The sequence below is a fragment of the Hypericibacter sp. genome (assembly GCF_050729195.1).
In the GTDB taxonomy this organism is placed as follows: Bacteria; Pseudomonadota; Alphaproteobacteria; order Dongiales; family Dongiaceae; genus Hypericibacter.
Genome location: NZ_JBOHKS010000304.1, coordinates 1 through 17,135 on the forward strand (window position 1 = coordinate 1; position 17,135 = coordinate 17,135).

The window sequence follows — 17,135 nt, forward strand, 5'->3', positions numbered from 1 at the left end:
CTTCGACAATCACTGGTGAGAACCGCCAGTGCTCCGCGATCCTGGCCCCGGCGACGGCATGGTCGATGCCCATGCGGATGAAGGCGTTGGGGGCGAAGGAAGCGGCCTCTGCCGCTTCGGCCGGAAGGATTGCCCGCGGCAGGCCGATGCTCAGCAGCAGGCCGCCGCCGGCGGCGGCGCTCGCGGTCAGGAAGGTCCGGCGGGAGAGACCGGCCGCATCGTTCGAGGCAACGGCCCGGTCCAGAAGTGAGCTGGCGAGACGATCGAGCAGCATGGGATCAGCCTCCCTGCGTTGTGCTGCCGGTGGCAGCCTGCTTGATGGCCTCGCGAATGCGGACATAGGTGCCGCAGCGGCAGATATTCCCGGACATCGCATCGTCGAGATCCGCGTCGCTCGGCTTGGGATTGCCGGCCAGCAGGGCGGTGGCCGACATAATCTGTCCCGACTGACAGTAGCCGCATTGGACCACCTCGCGGTCGAGCCAGGCTTGCTGGATCTTCTTGCCTGCGGGCGTTTCACCGATGGCCTCGATCGTCACGATCTTCGACGGGCCGATGCTGTCGATGGTGGTGATGCAGGAGCGCGTCGCGGTGCCGTCGATCTGGACGGTGCAGGCGCCGCAAAGCGCCATGCCGCAGCCGAACTTCGTGCCGGTCATGCCCAGCACGTCGCGCAGCACCCATAGCAGCGGGGTGTCGTCATCCACATCGACGGTATGGTCTTGTCCATTGACGTTGATGTTGAAGGCCATGGCGAGCTCCTGGCTATCGGTTGGTGCTATGAACCTGTGGGACGGCGGCGCCCGAGCGAGGCTGGCCCGATGCGAATCCCCTTGATCGAAGGCCTGCTCATCCCTGTCGCTGGAAGGCCAGATCACGCTAAACGAGGCTTTGGAGCGCGATATTGAACATTCGTGCCCTGTCGAGAAGGCGCGTGCTCGGTGTCGGGGAACCTTGTGCCGAAGGCCGAAACGGGTTTCGATGGGTCTGGTGCCAGGACCGGGGGAGGGGTGCGATGCGAGCCATCATCGGTATTGTCCTCGGCTGCAGTTTGGCCGCTTGCGTGCCAAGCACGCATGTCGGTCGGTCCGCGGCCGATCTGGTGGTTCTGCAATCGGCCAGTGCCGATACGGGATGCGGCGGTACGACCGCGGGGTTGACCTTCCGCCGTGTATTCCAGGACGGCAACGGCGCATTACAGCCGTTTCAGATCCCGGCGGACCGCTCGCTCCTGATCACCGATGTCGATTGGCAATACCGTCATCCCAATGGTGGCGCGGCGGCTGGCCGGCGCATCGTGCTGCGACTGTTCTTGCAGAATCTGGCCGACCCTTCGCATCAGGAGGTAGTCCATGAGTCGACCATCATCGTCAATGAAGAAGGCGAGGGTGGTGTCAGCGAGGCCATGACGACGGGTTTCGTCATGACAGACGAAGCCCAGCTTTGCCTGGACACCGGGGAAGAACCCAAGGGTCCGCCACTCGGCCTTCAGCATACGATCCTGCGGGGTTATTTGCTTTAACCGAAATGCCCGCCGTTGGTTGATCCATCGGCCAATGAACCACGTTCGGCGCTTCCTATTTGGCTATGCCTGTCAGCGTCATCGCATTTTCTTCGAAAGGATTTCGCGCTAGACTGCACGCGTAAGGGGTGCATCCGATAACGATGTCACGAGAATTCGCGTGCGAAGTCGCCCTGTGCGACCTCAAGTCCGAGCCGGTGAAGCGGTTCGATGCCTATTGGCGAAGCAAATGGCACGGGGATGCATTGCCCCGGCGCCTGGATATCGACCCTTCCGAGATCCTGGACCTCCTCCCGCTCTTCATCCTCGCAGACATCGAGGCGCAACCGTTCCGGGTCCGCTTCCGGCTCTGCGGCACCCGCGTCTCGCTGCTCGACGAGGAATTGACCGGTCGCTATCTCGATGATCTCAAGAACACGTCCGCCGACGAGAAGCAGCGAATTCAGACGATGTATGAGCGTGTCTGCCTCGACCGGCAGCCGCTCTATATGCGCGCCTCAAATCCCTCGCAGCAGACCGGCAACCTCCTGCGGCTGGAAGGCGCCATCTGGCCGCTCTCCAGCGACGGGGGCCGCGTGGACAAATGCGCGGCCATCGAGGACTTCCCCGACCTCGGCTGATCCCGTTTCCCTCCGGTCGTTTCCCGGGCCTGCCATTGCCTGTGGCAAGGTCGTGCCGGATTTGCGACCTTGCGGGCCCGATCGAATCGGTCGTCGGGCGGAAGCGGGGAGACGGCACCGGGCATGTCGCGCGTGAAGGATCTCAACAGCGTCGTCGAGCATGGCCTCTGCGCCGGCTGCGGCATCTGCGAGAGCATGGCAGGCCGCGACAAGGTCGAGATGCGCCTGACCTCCTTCAGCCAGATCCGCCCGCAGGTCAAAGCCGCGCTCGATCCGGCGCTGCTCGACCGGGTGCTCCAGGTCTGTCCGGGACTGCATATCACCGGACCGGCGGGACCCAAGGCTGGCGAGGCGGGCGTGCTCGATCCGGTCTGGGGTCCGATCCTGTCGCTGCATCGCGTCTGGGCCGGGCGGCCCGATATCCGCCATTGGGCCGCCGCCGGTGGTTCCATGACCGCGCTGGGCTGCTATCTGCTCGAGAGCGGCGAGGTCGATGCCGTGTTGCATGTGAAGGCCTCGGCCGAGGCGCCGGCCATGACCGACGCGCAGGTCAGCTACAGCGCCGAGGAGGTCATCGCCGGCGCCCAGTCGCGCTACGGTCCCGCGGCCCCCTTGGTCCATGTGAACAGCCTGCTCGACCGCGGCTTGCGTTTCGCCGTGATGGCCAAGCCTTGCGACATCGCGGCGATCCGCAATCTCGGCCGGTTCGATGCACGGGTGGAAAGGCAGATCCCCTTTTGCCTCTCGATCTTCTGCGGCGGCGTGCCGACGATCCGGACCGCTCACAAGATCGCGGCCCATAAGGGCGTGAAGCCCGAGGAACTCTCGGTCTTCCGCTGGCGCGGCAATGGCTGGCCGGGGCCCACCCATATCGAGACCAAGGATGGCCGCAGCCTCGACCTCAGCTATGACGAGGTCTGGTACGATCCCGACGCACCCTGGAGCTACGACATCCAGTTCCGCTGCAAGATCTGTCCCGATGCGATCGGCGAGCTGGCCGATGTCGCCTGTCCCGACGGTTGGGTGATGGAGGACGGCAAGCCGATTCACAAGGAAGCGCCCGGCGTCAATATCGCGATCGCGCGGACCGAGGCGGGACGGGGACTGGTGGAGCGGGCCGTGAAGGCGGGCGCGCTGGTGGCGGAGCCCTTCGACCGGCCCACGCTTCATGCGATGCATAGCGATCACCTGCCGCGCAAGCTCGGCCATCCGGCGCGCAATCTGGGATTGATGTTGTCGGGCCAGCCGCGCTTGCGGGCGCGGCGCTATCGCGCCTGGACGACCGCCTGGCGCGCGGGCCTGGTCGCGAATTGGCAGGCCTTCTGGGGCGCGTTCAGCCGTGCGCGCGCCGGGGCCAATCGCGAGCCGCTGCAGTAAGGCGGGCGGCGGGGGCAAGACCGGAATGCGGCCGCCCGCATCCCGGTCATTGCCGACTCCGGCGTCTCAGTTCTTCAGCAGATAGCGGGCGATATAGCCTTCCCGGCCATTGACGTCGACATGGACCCATTTGCCGCCATCGACCATGTTGAGCACAGTGACCTTGGTGCCATGCGGCAGCTTGGCGAGAACCTGGCTGCGGGTGCTGGGCTCGAGGCGCAGATTGACGTCGCCGCTGCTGGCGACGGTCATGGTCCCCTCAGCAACCGCGATGATCGAGGTTGAGGCGGACGGTACCGCCGGGATCGAGAGCGGGCTCGCCAGCACTGGGCCGGCGGCGAGCAGGCCCAACGCGAGGGCCATGGAAGCGGCAAGACGGGCAGACATGAGGGTTCCCCTTTTTGGAATCGAATTCATCCCCACCGATCCGCCGGGCGCGCGCAGATCCAGCTGCGGGCAGAATCGAAGCTGCCGTAGGGAACCGACGGCGAGCACGGGGGAGATCGGGCCTTTTCGCGGACCTAAGACAATAGTCCGCACCCGATCATAGCGCCGGTTTGCGGGCCGTCGACTCCCTGATTTTCCTGGGAGCGCTGGGGATGGGGAAGATGGGGCGCCTGCGCCGCCGAGAGCAAGATCGGATCAGCTTGATTCAAGCTGATCCGTGAATCTTGCTCTGATTCAAATAACTAGAGACTGATTCACGTCTCAAGTCGATCAGACTTGAGACGATCAGGCTCTAGGCGTCGGCGTCGCAGGCCGCCATCAACGCTGCGCTATTTCAAGAGATTGCGCGCGATATAGCCTTCCTTGTCGCCGGCCTTCACATGGTACCACTTGCCGCCCGCGGCCTTGCCGAGGATGGTGACCTTGGTGCCGGCATTCAGCTTCTCGATCAATTCGCTGTGGCTGGTCGGTTCCTTGCGGAGATTGGCGTAGCCCGCCGAATTCGAGACCGTCATCGTGACGTCGGCGACGGTGACGTAGCTCTGCTGGGCGGGCAATGCCGGGGTCGAAATCGGGCTCGCCAGGGCGAGGGGGCTGCTGGCGAGAAGGCCGACAAAAGCGGCGATCGCAACCGGGGAGAGGGGACGCATGCGGCTTCCTTTCAATCGGGTTTCAAAAAACATTGAGCGTGCCAGGGGGGTCGGACAGGGCGGGGACGCGTCGGCGCGGGTGGCTTCAACCGGTCGGGTGTCGATGCCGCGCCGATGTCGTCGGCGTCCTCCGCGATTCGGACCTTGTGAACACCGGGTCATGCTGCGCGCTTCGACCCTCGGGCGCGTAGTGACGAACGCGTAATCTTGAAGGCCGCGGGCGGGCGATCCGGGACCACCGGAGGACCCGAAAAGCCTGTGGAAATCCGTTTCGAGGCTCTCGCCATGCCGGAAGTTATCTGGCATTCTTCTGGTATTGCACTGGTATTATCCAGCCCGGAAGCCCATGGCCAAACCGCAACTCGCGACCACCGGCACGCTTGCTCAGGTCCTGCCCCGTTACATGACGGTGGCGGAAACTTTGGCGGGGCAGATCGGCGCCGGCGAGCTCAAACCGGGCGCGCAGCTTCTCGGCGAGCGCGAGCTCTGCAAACGCTTCGATGTCAGCCGCGTCACGATCCGCCGCGCGCTGGCCGAGCTGCGCGACCGGGGCCTGATCGATTCCGACGGCGCGCGCGGCTGGTTCGTCAATGCGCCCAGCTTCGGCGAGCCCAACGAGCTGATGGGCTTCAGCGAGATGGCGCGCGGGCGCGGACTCGATCCGCGTTCGGTGGTGCTTCTGGCGAGGACGCGGGCGGCCGAGATCGACGAGGCCGACGATCTGCATATGGCGCCCGGCAGCGATCTCTTCGAGCTGAAGCGCGTGCGCAAGCTCGACGGGATCGCGGTCGCGATCGAACATAGCCGGATCCCGCTGCGCTATGCACCGAACCTGCCCAAGCTCGATTTCTCCCAATCGTCGCTCTATGACGCGCTGCGCGAGGCGGGCTGCGCGCCGGCCTTCGCCGAATATACCCTGCAGGCGGTGGCGACCAGCGCCGAGCAGGCGCCGTTGCTGGGCGTGGAGCCCGGCTGGCCGCTGCTGGTGGCGAGCGCCATCACCCATGACCGCGGCGGCCGGCCGATCGAGCTCAGCCATAGTCTCTTCCGCGGCGACCGCTACCGCTTCCGCACCACGCTCTACCGCTCGCGGCGCGACGCATGACCGGCTGCTATCTCGGCATCGATCTCGGCATTTCCGGCGCGCGGGCCTCGGTGGTCAATGCGACAGGCCGCCCGCTCGGCCAGGGCCGCAGCGCGCAGCGCTCCGGCAGCAACCGGCGTTTCGAGTTCGAACGCGAGCCGCTCGATTGGAGCCTTCAGGTCGTCGAAGCCTGCCGCCAGGCGATCCGAGAGGCGGGTGGCTCCCGGATCGAGGCCATCGGCATCGGCGCTCTGGGACCTTGCCCGGTGCTGCTCGATCGCGATCGCCGGCCGCTGGGACCCTCGCCCTTGTTCTCGATCGATGGCCGTGCGGAACCGACGCGTCTTGCCCTGCGCGAGGCCCACGGCTTGAGCGACGAGACCCTGGGGCCGGATCATGTGATCCCAAGGCTCCATTGGATCCGCGAGCAGGAGCCCGAGCGTTTCGCGAAGGCCGCCTGCTGCGTCGATGCGGCGGGCTATCTGGTGAGCGACCTGACGGACGCGCTGGCGATCGACCCGATCACGCTCGTCGATCACGCGGCGCCGGGCTTGCCGTCGCCCTTGCCGATGCCCCCGATCCGGCCCGCCGATGCGATCGCCGGCGGCCTCACGCCCGGGGCCGCACAGAGGCTGGGTTTGCCGGCCGGCATCCCGGTGACGGTCGGCACCTATGACTGCTTCGTCGATATCGCCGGCAGCGGCGTCACCGAGCCTGGCGAGGCCTGCATGCTGCTGGGCTCGACCCTGGTGATGGGCCGCGTGGTCGAGGACGAGCGCTGCGGCGAGGGGATGCGCCTGACGCCCCATGTGGGCCAGGGCGGTTTCCTCGGCGGCTGGACCTCGTCCTGCGGCAGCATGATCGATTGGGCGCAGCGGCTCTATGGCGCCGCGGCGTTTGCGACGGCCGAGAGCCTGCCGCCCGGTGCCGGCGATCTCGTCATGCTGCCTTATCTCGCGGGCGAGCGGACGCCGGTCTGGGATCCCAATGCGCGCGGCGTCATCCTCGGGCTCTCGCTGCATAACGATGCCAGTCATCTCGCCCGGGCCGTGCTCGATGCGGTGGCGCTGTCGGCGATGGATCTGACACGGCGGCTGACGGCGCTGTCGGGCCCGCTCGCCAGTTTTCGTATCAATGGCGGCGGCGCGCGCAATCGCGGGCTGGTGCAGGCGATCGCCGATGCGACGGCGACGCCGCTCGAGATCGTGGCCCATGCGGGCGAGGCCTGCGCGCCGGCCTGGCTGGCCGCGCGGGCCGTCGGCCATCGCATGGAACCAGGGCTCGATCGCATCGTCCGGCCCAAGCCCGAGAACAGCCGGCGCTATGAGGAGCTGTTCGAGATCTACCGGCAGCTCTACCCGCGCCTCGGCCCCGTCATGCACAGCCTGGCCGCGTCCGCGCAGCCGCAACAGGAAATTCAGAAGGAGACAGAATGACCGCGACGTCATCGCCGCAGCAGAAAATGCGCGTGGCCCGGCTCCATGGCATTCGCGACATGCGGGTCGAGGAGATTCCCGTTCCGGTGACGCCGGCGGGTCAGCTTCTGGTCAAGGTCGAGGCCTGCGGCGTCTGCGCCACGGACTCGCGCAAATATGAGATCGGCGTCAATGACGGCGAATATCCCTTCAACCCCGGTCATGAATGGCTCGGCCGCGTCGCCGCGGTCGGCGAGGGCGTGTCGGGCTGGAAGGTTGGCGACCGGCTCTATGGCGATGTCTATGGCGGCTATGCCGACTATGCGCTGATCCCGGTCGATCCGATCGCCTGGTCGCGCGGACCTTTGCGCCTGCCCGACGATCTGCCGCTGGAGCGCGCCATTCTGATCGAGCCGCTGGCGGACTGCCTCCATGCGGTTCATGACCAGGCGAGGCTCAAATCCGGCGATTACGCGATCATCATCGCGGCCGGCGTCATGGGCCTGAAGATGGTGGCCGAGGCCGCGCGTATCGGCGTCCATGTGATGGTGGTCGAGCCGCTGGAGGCGCGGCGCAAGCTGGCGCGTGAGTTCGGCGCCGAGCAGGTGGTGCCGGCGGAGGGCTGGCAGGAGGCGGCGAAAGCCTGGGCAGGCGGGCATAAGGGTGCCGATGCCGTGATCCTCACCATCGGCGATCCCGACATGGTGATGCCTTGCGTGAAGGCCTGCCGCCCCGGTGGGCGGGTCGTGCTCTTCGCCGGCTTCGGCAACCGGCCCGAGGCCACGATCAACGTCAACGACCTGCATTATCGCGAGATCGCGATTGTCGGCAGCGAATGGATCGGCACGCCGCCCAATCAATGCCGCAACCGCTACGACCAGGCGCTCGAATTGCTGAGCGATCTGAAGCTGCCCTTCCAGAGCCTGATCACCTCGCGTTGCGGCTTCGCCGATGTCGAGGCCGCCATCGTCCGCCGGCAGAGCTTCGCCGGCCTCAAATCCATGTTCGTTCCGGAGTCCCATTGATGCATTCGCCTGATTTCCTGGCCGCCGACGGCAAGAGCGTCATCATTGCCATCGACCACACGCTCTATTCCTGGCCTTGTCCCGGCCTCGAGGATCGCGGGCAGATCATCGACAAGGTCGCGGAGGCGGGCGCCGACGGCATCATCGCGAGCTACGGCACGATCCGCGATTTCCGCCAGCGTTTCGGCCGCGCGGCGCCGATCCTCAAGATGGACATCACCACCCTGACGATGGGCACCAATTACGCGCTCACGGAATATGTGATGGCCTACACCATCGAGGATGCGCAGCGCCTCGGGGTGAAGACGACGCTGACCTATATCCAGCTGGGCGCACCCTTCGAGCTCGAAGCGCTGCGCCAGGCGGCGATTCTGGCGGCGCGCTGCGACAAGGCCGGCATGGCCTATCTCTGCGAGATCATGCCGACCGAGAGCAAGACCTATCCCGACCCGGCGGCGCCCGAGGCCATCATCGCTGCCTGCCGCACCGGCGCCGAGCTGGGCGGCCATGCGATCAAGACCACCATGCCGGTGCCCTCGGCCGCGATCGTCGACGCTGTCAAAGCCTGCGGCGTGCCGGTGATCCTCGCCGGCGGTGCCTTCGCCAAGGACCGCCAGCAGCTGATGAAAGACGTCGCCACGGCGATCGGGCTGGGGGCGGCCGGTGTCGCCTTCGGGCGCAATGCCTGGGGCGCGTCGGATCCGGGTGCGGTGGTGAGCTCGCTCCGGGATATCATCCATCCGAAGGCGAAGAGAGGGTAGGGCGCCACGATGGCGGCGGCGGGCACACAAGAGCTTCAGGGTCGGGTCGCCATCGTGACCGGGGCCAGCAGCGGCATCGGCAAGGCGTCCGCCACGCTCCTCTGCCGGCGCGGCGCCCGCGTGCTCGCGGTCGCGCGCGACGAGACCAAGCTGCGGGCCCTGGCGAAGGAGAGCGGCGCCGAGCCCTTCGCCATCTCGCTCGACAATGCCGCCGCTTGCGAGGCGGTGGTGGCTGCGGCGCGCAAGCTGGGGCCGATCGCGATCCTGGTGAACAACGCGGGCCGGGGCGGGCTTGAGGATCGCCCGATCTTCGACCAGTCGCCCGCGGAATGGCGCGCCACCATGGCGGTCAATCTCGACGCGCCCTTCGAGCTCACGCGCCTTGCGAGCCGTGACATGCGCGATCGGCGCTGGGGCCGGATCGTGATGGTGAGCTCGACCGCGGGCGAAGTCGGCGCGCCGGCGATGTCGGCCTACTGCGCCTCGAAACATGGCTTGATCGGGCTGATGCGGTCGGTCGCGCATGACGTCGCCCCCTATAACTGCACCTGCAATGCGGTGCTGCCCGGCTGGGTCAAGACCGAGATGGCCGATCGCGATGCCGAGAACGAAGCGGCAAAGCGCGGCCTGACGGCGGCCCAGGTCTGGAAAGAGCGCGCCAACGCCTATCCCGCCAAGCGCGTGCTCGATCCTGAGGAGATTGCCGAGGTGATCGGGTTTCTGTCCTCCGATGCCGCCAGCGGTGTCAATGGCGAGGCGATGACGGTCTCGCTGGGGAGCGTCTGGTGATGGCCGAACGCGAGGAAAGCCCCATCGTCGCCTGCCGTGGCGTCTGGAAGCTCTTCGGTGCCCGGGTCGATGAGGCGCTGGCGGCGATGCAGAAGGAGCAGCTCCGCAAGGCCGATCTCCTGGCCCGCTTCGATTGCGTGGTCGGCGTCGCCGATGCCACCTTCGATGTCCGCCGCGGCGAGATCTTCTGCATCATGGGCCTCTCCGGCAGCGGCAAATCGACCCTGGTGCGTCATATCAACGGACTTATCCAGCCGACCGTGGGCCAGGTGCTGATCGACGGCGAGGATATCGCCAAGAAGGACCCGGCGACTTTGCGCCGCCTGCGCGCCGAGAAGATCGGCATGGTGTTCCAGAATTTCGCGCTGCTGCCGCACCGCACGGTGATCGAGAATGTCGCCTTCGGGCTGGAGCTGCGGAAGATGCCGCGCGCCCAGCGCATGGCGCGCGCCGAGGAGATGCTGGAGACGGTCCAGCTCACTGGCTGGGCCCATCGCTGGCCCGACGAATTGTCGGGCGGCATGCAGCAGCGCGTCGGCCTGGCCCGCGCGCTCGCGGGCGACCCCGAGATTCTGCTGATGGATGAGCCCTTCGGCGCGCTCGATCCGCTGATCCGGCGGCAGCTGCAGGACCAGTTCCTCGAGCTCTCGCGTGCGGTGCGCAAGACCACGGTCTTCATCACCCATGATCTGGAAGAAGCCTTCCGGGTCGGATCGCGGGTCGCGATCATGCGCGATGGCCGCATCGTCCAGATCGGCACCCCGGTCGAGATCCTGCGCAATCCGGCCGACGATTATGTGGCCGAGTTCCTGAGCGGTCTGTCGCCTGCCAAGGTGTTGCGGGCCTCCGACATCATGACGCCGTTGAACGGCCAGTCTTTGCCCGCCGAAGCGGCGACCTGGCCTAAGGCACAGCTCGACAGCGACCTCGCTTTGCTGGCGGAGCTCCTGGCGGTAAAGGGCGACAAGGTCGTGATCTCGGACGGCACGGCACGCGCGGTGGGATTGGTGGATCGAGCCGCGGTCCTGAAGACACTGGTACGGAGGCAGCATCATGCTTGAGAACCCCTCGGCCGACGCCGGCCGGTTCGCGGGCCCCGCGGCATCCTCGACCTTCATGGCGGGAGCCCGCGCTTTCCTGATGGGGCCGCTCTGGGCCGCGCAGCGCAGCCGCTGGTTCGTTTTCGCGATGGCGGCGATCGGCGAGGTCACCGGGCTCGTGCTGCTGATCCAGGGCTTCACCCCGCCCATCGAAGACGTCGTGCCGATGCCGGGCCGCGGTCTCGTCCTCATCATTCTGGTCCGGATCGCCCTCGGCCTGGTCGGCGCCTATGGCTCTTCGACGGCCGAGCGCGTGACCGACAGCCGGCTCACGCCGCATCAGGCGCTGCTCACCGGCATCGCCATCCTGCTCTTCGCCTATCCGCTGATCGTCTATCGGTTCACCGCCCCGCAGCCCTGGAGCGTGCTGGTGAATTTCCCGACCTTCGACGGGCTCGACAGCGGCACGGCCTATCTCTTCGACGTCGCGGTCGACTGGATGAAGCGGAGCTGGGTCGACTTCTTCGACGCCTTCACCGCGGGCCTGCGCGCCACGCTGAACGCGATCGAGACGGCCTTCGTGCTGACGCCCTGGCCGGTTGTCGCGATGACGGCGATGCTGGCCGCCTGGTATCTCTCGGGCCTGCGCGCCGTGCTGTTCGTCGGCCTCAGCCTGCTCTATCTCGGCATGTTCAGTTTCTGGGAAAAGAGCATGTCGACCATGGCCCTGGTCGCGACCTCGGTCATCATCTGCGTCGTCATCGGCATTCCGATCGGCATCCTCTGCGCCAAGAATCGGCGCGCCAACACGATCATCGAGCCTCTGCTCGATATCATGCAGACGCTGCCGACCTTCGTTTATCTGATCCCGGCCGTGGCCTTCTTCTCGATCGGCAAGCCGCCCGGGGTGATCGCCACCGTGATCTTCGCGCTGCCCTCGATCGTGCGGCTGACGACGCTCGGCATCAAGCAGGTTCCGGCCCATGTGCGCGAGGCGGCCGATGCCTTCGGCGCCACGCCGGTGCAGCTCCTGCTCAAGGTCGAGCTGCCGCTGGCGATCCCGTCGATCCGGCTCGGCATCAACCAGACCATCATGATGAGTCTGTCCATGGTCGTCGTCGCCGCCATGATCGGCGCGGGCGGGCTCGGGCTCGAAGTGATCCACTCGCTGCAGCATCTGAAGACCGGGCAGGGAATGCTGGCCGGTATCGCCATCGTGGTCTGCGCCATGGCGCTCGACCGCATGGTCAGGCGCGAAGGCAGAGAGCGGCGACGGAAGTAGAACCTCCACCGGGCCTTTTCTTGAAAAGAAGCCCGGGGAGACAGTGAGGAAGCAAACCAGGAGAAGAGCTATGTTGAGACGTCTGACAATGTTGGCCACTGCCGCGATCGCCGTCCTGGCGCTCTCCGGCACGGCCGAAGCCAAGACCAAAGTGGTCATCGGCCAGCTGGACTGGCCGGGATCGACGGCGATCGAAGAGGTCCTGAAGCAGATCATGACCCAGTATCTCGACGCCGATGTCGAGACCATCGCGGCGGCGCAGGAAGCGCTCTATGAAGCGCTCGATAAGGGCGACGGGTCGGTCGACATCGTGGCCGACATGTGGACCGATCACCTGCCCGAGCAGATGAAGAACTATGTGCTGCCCGGCGGCCACCAGTCGATCCTGCTGAACGCCAAGCCCTATCTCGGCACCGAGGGCATCTTCATTCCGGATTACGTGCAGCAGAAATATGGCGTGAAGAACCTGTCCGATCTGGCCAAGCCGGACATCGCCAAGCTGTTCGACAGCGACGGCAACGGCAAGGGCGAGATCTGGGCCGGTGCCGTGGGTTGGGAATCGACCAACCATACGGAAGTCCGCGCCAAGTCCTACGGCTTCGACAAGACGATGGAACTGACCACCGTCGACCAGGCCGTGTTCCTGGCGCAGCTCAAGGACGCCGAGGAGAAGCAGAAGCCGATCGTCTTCTATTACTGGACCCCGGAATGGATCTTCGCGGCCTACAAGATCGACGAGCTGCAGCAGCCGCCCTTCGACGGCTATACCACCGACGATGCGAAGGGCACCGACCGCTACAATCCGAACGGCTGCTACACCTTCTATCAGCCGGCCCAGCGCAATGACTGGCTCGAGGCCAGCAACATCAAATGCGGCCAGCCGCCGACCCGCGTGAACATTGCCTATTCCAGCGCCCTCAATAAGCGCGACCCCAAGATCGGCCAGTTCCTGAAGCAGGTGACACTGGACGCCAATGTGGTCAATCAGTGGATCCTGGCGATGGAAGTCGACCAGACTCCGGTGGAGCAGGTGGCAAAGGACTGGATCGCCAAGAACAAGGACATCGTCGAGAAGCAGTGGCTGGCCGGTGTGATGTAAGGCCAGGTTTCTGAGAGTCGATCGATACAGGGAGGGACGGGCGACCGTACCCTCCCTTTTTCTCCAAGCCCGCATATCCCTTCGAGGTGCGGCCATGATCTATGCCGAATATATCGCCCGCGATCGCTCCATCGCGCTCGAGATCTTCCGCCATCTCGGTCATCAGGACTGGGTGTCGGACGAGGACGACCGGGTGCTGAATATCGGCCGCACCATGAAGATCGGGCCCGAGCCGCATTACATGTGCTGGTGGCGCATCAAATCGATGGCCCGGATGGATGGATGGGAAGATCATTTCCGCACGCCCGAGGGCCAGCGCTATGCCCAGACCTCGCCCGTGCCCCGCGCGATGAGTTTCTATCGCTGCGGCCTCTATGACGAGATCCTGGGCGAAGGCAGCCTCCCGGCCGGACTGCATCTGGTCGAGTTCTTCGCCGGCGACGATGCGCCGGAGGCGGAGCTGGCGGGCTGGTTCCGGGACCGGGCAGGGGCGGGCGATGCCGGCCGGCTCGGCCATGTCATTCGGCGCGTGGGATTGACGGGTCCAGAGCCCGGCGGCATGGCGGTCTGGACCTTCCGGACCTATGTCGAGGCCGAGCCCTTCCTGCGCCGGCGGCCCAAGGGCGGACCGGCCCGGCTCGTCGATATCGGGCTCTATCGCAATTTCGGCGAGGATATCGCGTAGGCGCGAAGCGCCGCGCCGATCAAGGCCGCGTCGCCCGCCAGCGATCCTTTGAGGATCGACAGCGTCCGCGTCTCGTGACTCCAGATATGCGCGCGGGTCTCGCGCAGGATCGCATTCCAGAAGAGCCCCTCGGATCGGACCAGCCCGCCGCCGATAATCACCGCTTCAGGGTCGAGGATATTGATGGCCAGACCCAGGCTGACGCCGATGGCGCGGGCGGCATCGAGGATCAGGCCTTGCGCCGGTCCATCGCCCTTGTCGGCGAGCTCGATCAGTTCCTTTGCGGAACGCCCGGGGAGTCCGGCGCTCATCGCAAGCTTCGCCAGCCCTTCCCCTCCGGCGACATCTTCCAGGGTCTGGGTCACGAGCTTGCCGCTGTCGGGCGCGCGCACTGAGATCGGACTGCTGGCGATGGCGAGCGCATGGCCGCGATGACCCGCATGGGGTTTGCCGTCGAGCACCAGGCAGGAGCTGATGCCGGTGCCGAGATTGAGATAGAAGAACTGCCGATGGCGCCGGCCGGCGCCGAGGCGGGCCTCGGCCAGGGCTGCGGCGCGGACGTCGGATTCCAGGGCCGCCGGCATGATCTCGGCGAAGCGCGCCAGCGGATCCAGCCCCTCCCATCTCACGCGATGGCCGCTGCGGATCTGCCCCTCGAGATCGACCAGCTCGCAGACCGAGATTCCAACGGCACTCGGATGATCGGATCGGTGATCGACGAAGGTGCCGATCCGCCGGACGAGATCGGTCAGGAATTCGTCGCCGCTGGCGGCTCCCGTCGGTGTCGGCAGCAGAATTTTCTCAAGCACTTCGCCGTCGGGCAACCGGACGGCCCCGATGGCGGTCTTAGTCCCGCCGATATCGACGCCAATGACGGTCGCCGGCTCGGTCATCAAGCCTGCTTCAGATAATGCGGCGCGATGCCGAACAGGAACTCGGCCGGCTCCGATCCCATATTGTGATACTGGTGCGCGACATTCTCCGGCACGAAGAAGCCGTCCTTGGCATGCAGCTCGAACCAGCGCTGGCCCTCGGCTTCCGGCGTCAGCAGATTGAGCTCACCCGAAAGGACATAGAGCCCCTCATCGCCGCCATGGATTTCGAGATCGGACTTCTGCCCTGGCAGCAGCCGCATCCGCCCGACGGTCAATTGATCCGTTGCCGCATAGAGTCCGACCAGCGCCCCTTGCGTCTTGCCCTGCAACCGCCAGTGAAGGTCGCTGTCCCGTAGCACCGTCATGCCTTCGCTCTTGTGCAAGGCAGCCGCCTCCATCGGGAAACGGCCGAACACCTCCGGCCGCTCATAGCGTGATTCCGTCAGATAGGGCTTGGTGCGGGCATAGGCACCCGAGGTGCCCTTCGAGGGCGGCGGGGCATAGAACTCCAGCACGCGCAACGGCTCGGTGCCGAGGCTGAAGCCGTGATGCCAGGTGTCCTTGCGGAAGAACACGGCTTCGCCCTTGTGGGCCACCTGGACTTCGCCGGTTTCCGGATTGGCGCAGCCGAACATGCCCTGCAGCACATAGAGCACTTCATCGGCGCCGAAGACGGTGCGGTATTCCTCGGAATGGCGGAAGACGCCGCCCGAGGGCAGGCCGAAGACGAGTTGATGGATCTTGTCGCTCGAGACGTAGATCCAGTCGTCCACCTGACCGGATTTCTCGTCGCCCCAGAGATGGCGCGTCACCTGATCGTAGCGGATATGGGTCGGGCGACCGAAGGTGGGCCGGGGTGAGGGGCGATAGCTCATGATGTCCTCTTGATGAAGGGCCGGTCGTCGGCGTCAGGCGCCGAGAAGTTTCACGAAGGCCGCGATGTCGCCGACCAACTCGGTCGTGGCCTGCCAGGGCAAGGCATGGCCGACATCGTGGCGCTGGTTGTCGCTGCTGGCGACCGCGCGATAGGTGCAGGAGCGCCAGACCGTGCCATGGCGACGATGGGCTTCCGACATGGCATGTTCCAGCACCCGCTGATCGGGCTCGACCGGGAAGATCTCGTCGCGTGCGGCCGAAACCACGAGGCTCGGCACGCGGATATCGGCGAGGCGCGCGGTGGTGTCCATTTCCAACAAGCCGGTGAAGGCGCCGAACCAGGTGGCGAGCGGAATGTCCGCGGTCCACTCCACAGCGGCGGCGCAGAGGGCGGGATCGACGTTGGGCGTCACGCACCAGAGATCGCGCAGCCAGGTCATCAAGGACGGGTCGAGCTGGCGCATGGTGAAGCCCGCCACGCCATCCGGATAGCGAAGGCCTTTGGCCTGGGCCAGTGCAGGCAGCCGGCGGCCGAAGAGATCGCCCACCACATCGCGGACGAAGACCGGATTGTCGCGGGAATTGGTCGTGGTGGTGACCATCACCAAGCCCCTCAGGCGCTCGGGGTAGGTGAGCGCCACTTCCTGGCCGACCAGGCCGCCCAGCGAATGGCCGACATAGATCGCCTGCTCGATCCCGAGCGCGTCGAGCAGCCCGACGGCATCCGCGGCATAGTCCGCCAGACGAAATCCCTCGGCAGTGAGATGGTTCGAGGGGGGCAGGACCGGCAAGGACGAGCCGCCATGACCGCGCAAATCCTGGCTGACCCAGGAAATCTCCGGCGCCACCTCATGAAGCGCCCGCGTGATGGGCGCCCAGGTCGCGCGGTTGTCCGTGATGCCATGGACCAGCAGCAGCGGCGTCCGCATCTCGTCGCCGGCCCGCGACCAGGCGATCTCCATGCCCGAGCGGAGCCTGGATTTTCCGTGGCGCACAGCCGGCATGGCGGCGCTTGAGGGCGGGATCTGATCCGCGAGAGTCATGAGGACGGGTCACCGGCTCCATTAATACCAGTTAGATACCATAACAAGGCCAGTTTAAACTAGAAAGGATAGCCGAAGACGGCCTCTTAGAGGCGGCTGTCGATGAACTTGCCATCCTTCGCGACGATCTTGCCGCGGGCAATGACGGTGCGTTCGGCAGGCCGGCGCACCACAGCGTCGCCGATCGTCTCGGCTTCGACGAGCAGGAGATTGGCCCAATGGCTCACAGCGATTCCATAGTCGCGCAGTCCCAGCGCCTTGGCGCCATTGTCGGTCACCGAGGCGAGGGCGGCACCCAGCATCTCGTCCTTCGACCAGTCGAGGCGATAGGCCAGCAGCATGGCGCGTTCCAGCATGTCGCCATTGCCGAAAGGCGACCAGGCATCGCGGATGCCGTCCGAGCCGCAGCAGAGATTGACGCCGATCTCGCGCAAGTAAGTGGCGGGCGGAATCTCGGTGTCGGCCGGCGCCGAGGTCATCAGGCTGATATCGAGATCGGCCAGGCGCCGGGCGAGTTTCTCGATCCGGCTGCGAGGCACCTGGCC

The 17,135-nt window shown here is 66.0% G+C and carries 20 protein-coding genes; 12 read left to right on the plus strand and 8 right to left on the minus strand.

What is annotated here, in order from left to right; all coding sequences use genetic code 11:
* Together ACREE8_RS24750 and ACREE8_RS24755 are read right to left on the minus strand one after the other, a co-directional pair.
* Positions 1 to 274: twin-arginine translocation signal domain-containing protein (locus tag ACREE8_RS24750; protein WP_431575690.1), on the minus strand; the 274-nt coding region annotated here is incomplete at its 3' end.
* Between the two features lie 4 nt (positions 275 to 278).
* Positions 279 to 752: a (2Fe-2S)-binding protein gene (locus tag ACREE8_RS24755; protein ID WP_431575691.1), complete on the minus strand. Its 474-nt coding sequence runs from the start codon at positions 750 to 752 to the stop codon at positions 279 to 281.
* Between the two features lie 263 nt (positions 753 to 1,015).
* Here ACREE8_RS24755 and ACREE8_RS24760 point away from each other — a divergent pair, with 263 nt between their 5' ends.
* From ACREE8_RS24760 to ACREE8_RS24770, 3 genes are all read left to right on the plus strand, one after another.
* On the plus strand, positions 1,016 to 1,522 hold the full coding sequence (locus ACREE8_RS24760) for a hypothetical protein (protein WP_431575692.1): 507 nt from the start codon (positions 1,016 to 1,018) through the stop codon (positions 1,520 to 1,522).
* 143 nt (positions 1,523 to 1,665) lie between these two features.
* Positions 1,666 to 2,142, plus strand: coding sequence for a PAS domain-containing protein (locus ACREE8_RS24765; RefSeq protein WP_431575693.1), 477 nt, complete (start codon positions 1,666 to 1,668; stop codon positions 2,140 to 2,142).
* 123 nt (positions 2,143 to 2,265) lie between these two features.
* Positions 2,266 to 3,519, plus strand: coding sequence for a Coenzyme F420 hydrogenase/dehydrogenase, beta subunit C-terminal domain (locus tag ACREE8_RS24770; protein ID WP_431575694.1), 1,254 nt, complete (start codon positions 2,266 to 2,268; stop codon positions 3,517 to 3,519).
* Between the two features lie 66 nt (positions 3,520 to 3,585).
* On the opposite strand, the gene ACREE8_RS24775 is transcribed toward ACREE8_RS24770, so the two are convergent.
* Together ACREE8_RS24775 and ACREE8_RS24780 are read right to left on the minus strand one after the other, a co-directional pair.
* Positions 3,586 to 3,906 (minus strand): SH3 domain-containing protein, encoded by a 321-nt coding sequence (locus tag ACREE8_RS24775; RefSeq protein ID WP_431575695.1) that lies wholly within the window; start codon positions 3,904 to 3,906, stop codon positions 3,586 to 3,588.
* Between the two features lie 389 nt (positions 3,907 to 4,295).
* Positions 4,296 to 4,616, minus strand: a complete 321-nt coding sequence (locus tag ACREE8_RS24780; RefSeq protein WP_431575696.1) for an SH3 domain-containing protein — start codon at positions 4,614 to 4,616, stop codon at positions 4,296 to 4,298.
* Between the two features lie 346 nt (positions 4,617 to 4,962).
* On the opposite strand from ACREE8_RS24780, the gene ACREE8_RS24785 reads away from it, so the two are divergent.
* The 9 genes from ACREE8_RS24785 (at position 4,963) to ACREE8_RS24825 (ending at position 13,796) form a co-directional block, all read left to right on the plus strand.
* A complete protein-coding gene (locus ACREE8_RS24785) occupies positions 4,963 to 5,721 on the plus strand; it encodes a GntR family transcriptional regulator (protein WP_431575697.1) in 759 nt (252 codons plus the stop codon).
* The gene (locus tag ACREE8_RS24790) at positions 5,718 to 7,136 is read left to right on the plus strand and encodes a xylulokinase (protein WP_431575698.1); all 1,419 of its coding nucleotides are present in this window, start codon (positions 5,718 to 5,720) and stop codon (positions 7,134 to 7,136) included. The genes ACREE8_RS24785 and ACREE8_RS24790 overlap by 4 nt, the downstream gene beginning before the upstream one ends.
* Entirely contained in the window at positions 7,133 to 8,140 is a 1,008-nt protein-coding gene (locus tag ACREE8_RS24795) for a zinc-dependent alcohol dehydrogenase (protein ID WP_431575699.1), read from the plus strand. The genes ACREE8_RS24790 and ACREE8_RS24795 overlap by 4 nt, the downstream gene beginning before the upstream one ends.
* Complete coding sequence (locus ACREE8_RS24800) at positions 8,140 to 8,901, plus strand: class I fructose-bisphosphate aldolase (protein WP_431575700.1); 762 nt, start codon at positions 8,140 to 8,142, stop codon at positions 8,899 to 8,901. The genes ACREE8_RS24795 and ACREE8_RS24800 overlap by 1 nt, the downstream gene beginning before the upstream one ends.
* A gap of 9 nt (positions 8,902 to 8,910) precedes the next feature.
* On the plus strand, positions 8,911 to 9,690 hold the full coding sequence (locus ACREE8_RS24805) for an SDR family NAD(P)-dependent oxidoreductase (protein WP_431575701.1): 780 nt from the start codon (positions 8,911 to 8,913) through the stop codon (positions 9,688 to 9,690).
* Entirely contained in the window at positions 9,690 to 10,751 is a 1,062-nt protein-coding gene (locus tag ACREE8_RS24810; protein ID WP_431575702.1) for a quaternary amine ABC transporter ATP-binding protein, read from the plus strand. Before ACREE8_RS24805 ends, ACREE8_RS24810 begins: the two co-directional genes overlap by 1 nt.
* Positions 10,744 to 12,012, plus strand: a complete 1,269-nt coding sequence (locus tag ACREE8_RS24815) for an ABC transporter permease (RefSeq protein WP_431575703.1) — start codon at positions 10,744 to 10,746, stop codon at positions 12,010 to 12,012. Before ACREE8_RS24810 ends, ACREE8_RS24815 begins: the two co-directional genes overlap by 8 nt.
* Before the next feature lie 88 nt (positions 12,013 to 12,100).
* Positions 12,101 to 13,111 carry a glycine betaine ABC transporter substrate-binding protein gene (locus ACREE8_RS24820; protein WP_431575704.1) on the plus strand — a complete coding sequence of 337 codons (1,011 nt, stop codon included), beginning with the start codon at positions 12,101 to 12,103 and terminating at the stop codon, positions 13,109 to 13,111.
* A 94-nt stretch (positions 13,112 to 13,205) separates the two neighbouring features.
* Positions 13,206 to 13,796: a hypothetical protein gene (locus ACREE8_RS24825; RefSeq protein ID WP_431575705.1), complete on the plus strand. Its 591-nt coding sequence runs from the start codon at positions 13,206 to 13,208 to the stop codon at positions 13,794 to 13,796.
* On the opposite strand, the gene ACREE8_RS24830 is transcribed toward ACREE8_RS24825, so the two are convergent.
* The 4 genes from ACREE8_RS24830 to ACREE8_RS24845 all read right to left on the minus strand — a co-directional run.
* Positions 13,766 to 14,689, minus strand: a complete 924-nt coding sequence (locus ACREE8_RS24830; RefSeq protein WP_431575706.1) for an ROK family protein — start codon at positions 14,687 to 14,689, stop codon at positions 13,766 to 13,768. The two genes, ACREE8_RS24825 and ACREE8_RS24830, sit on opposite strands and share 31 nt — an antisense overlap.
* Positions 14,689 to 15,546 (minus strand): cupin domain-containing protein, encoded by an 858-nt coding sequence (locus ACREE8_RS24835; protein WP_431575707.1) that lies wholly within the window; start codon positions 15,544 to 15,546, stop codon positions 14,689 to 14,691. The genes ACREE8_RS24830 and ACREE8_RS24835 overlap by 1 nt, the downstream gene beginning before the upstream one ends.
* Positions 15,547 to 15,579: 33 nt before the next feature.
* Positions 15,580 to 16,590, minus strand: a complete 1,011-nt coding sequence (locus tag ACREE8_RS24840) for an alpha/beta fold hydrolase (protein WP_431575708.1) — start codon at positions 16,588 to 16,590, stop codon at positions 15,580 to 15,582.
* Between the two features lie 86 nt (positions 16,591 to 16,676).
* Positions 16,677 to 17,135, minus strand: a 459-nt coding sequence (locus tag ACREE8_RS24845; protein WP_431575709.1) for an amidohydrolase family protein, incomplete at its 5' end; no start/stop codon positions are given.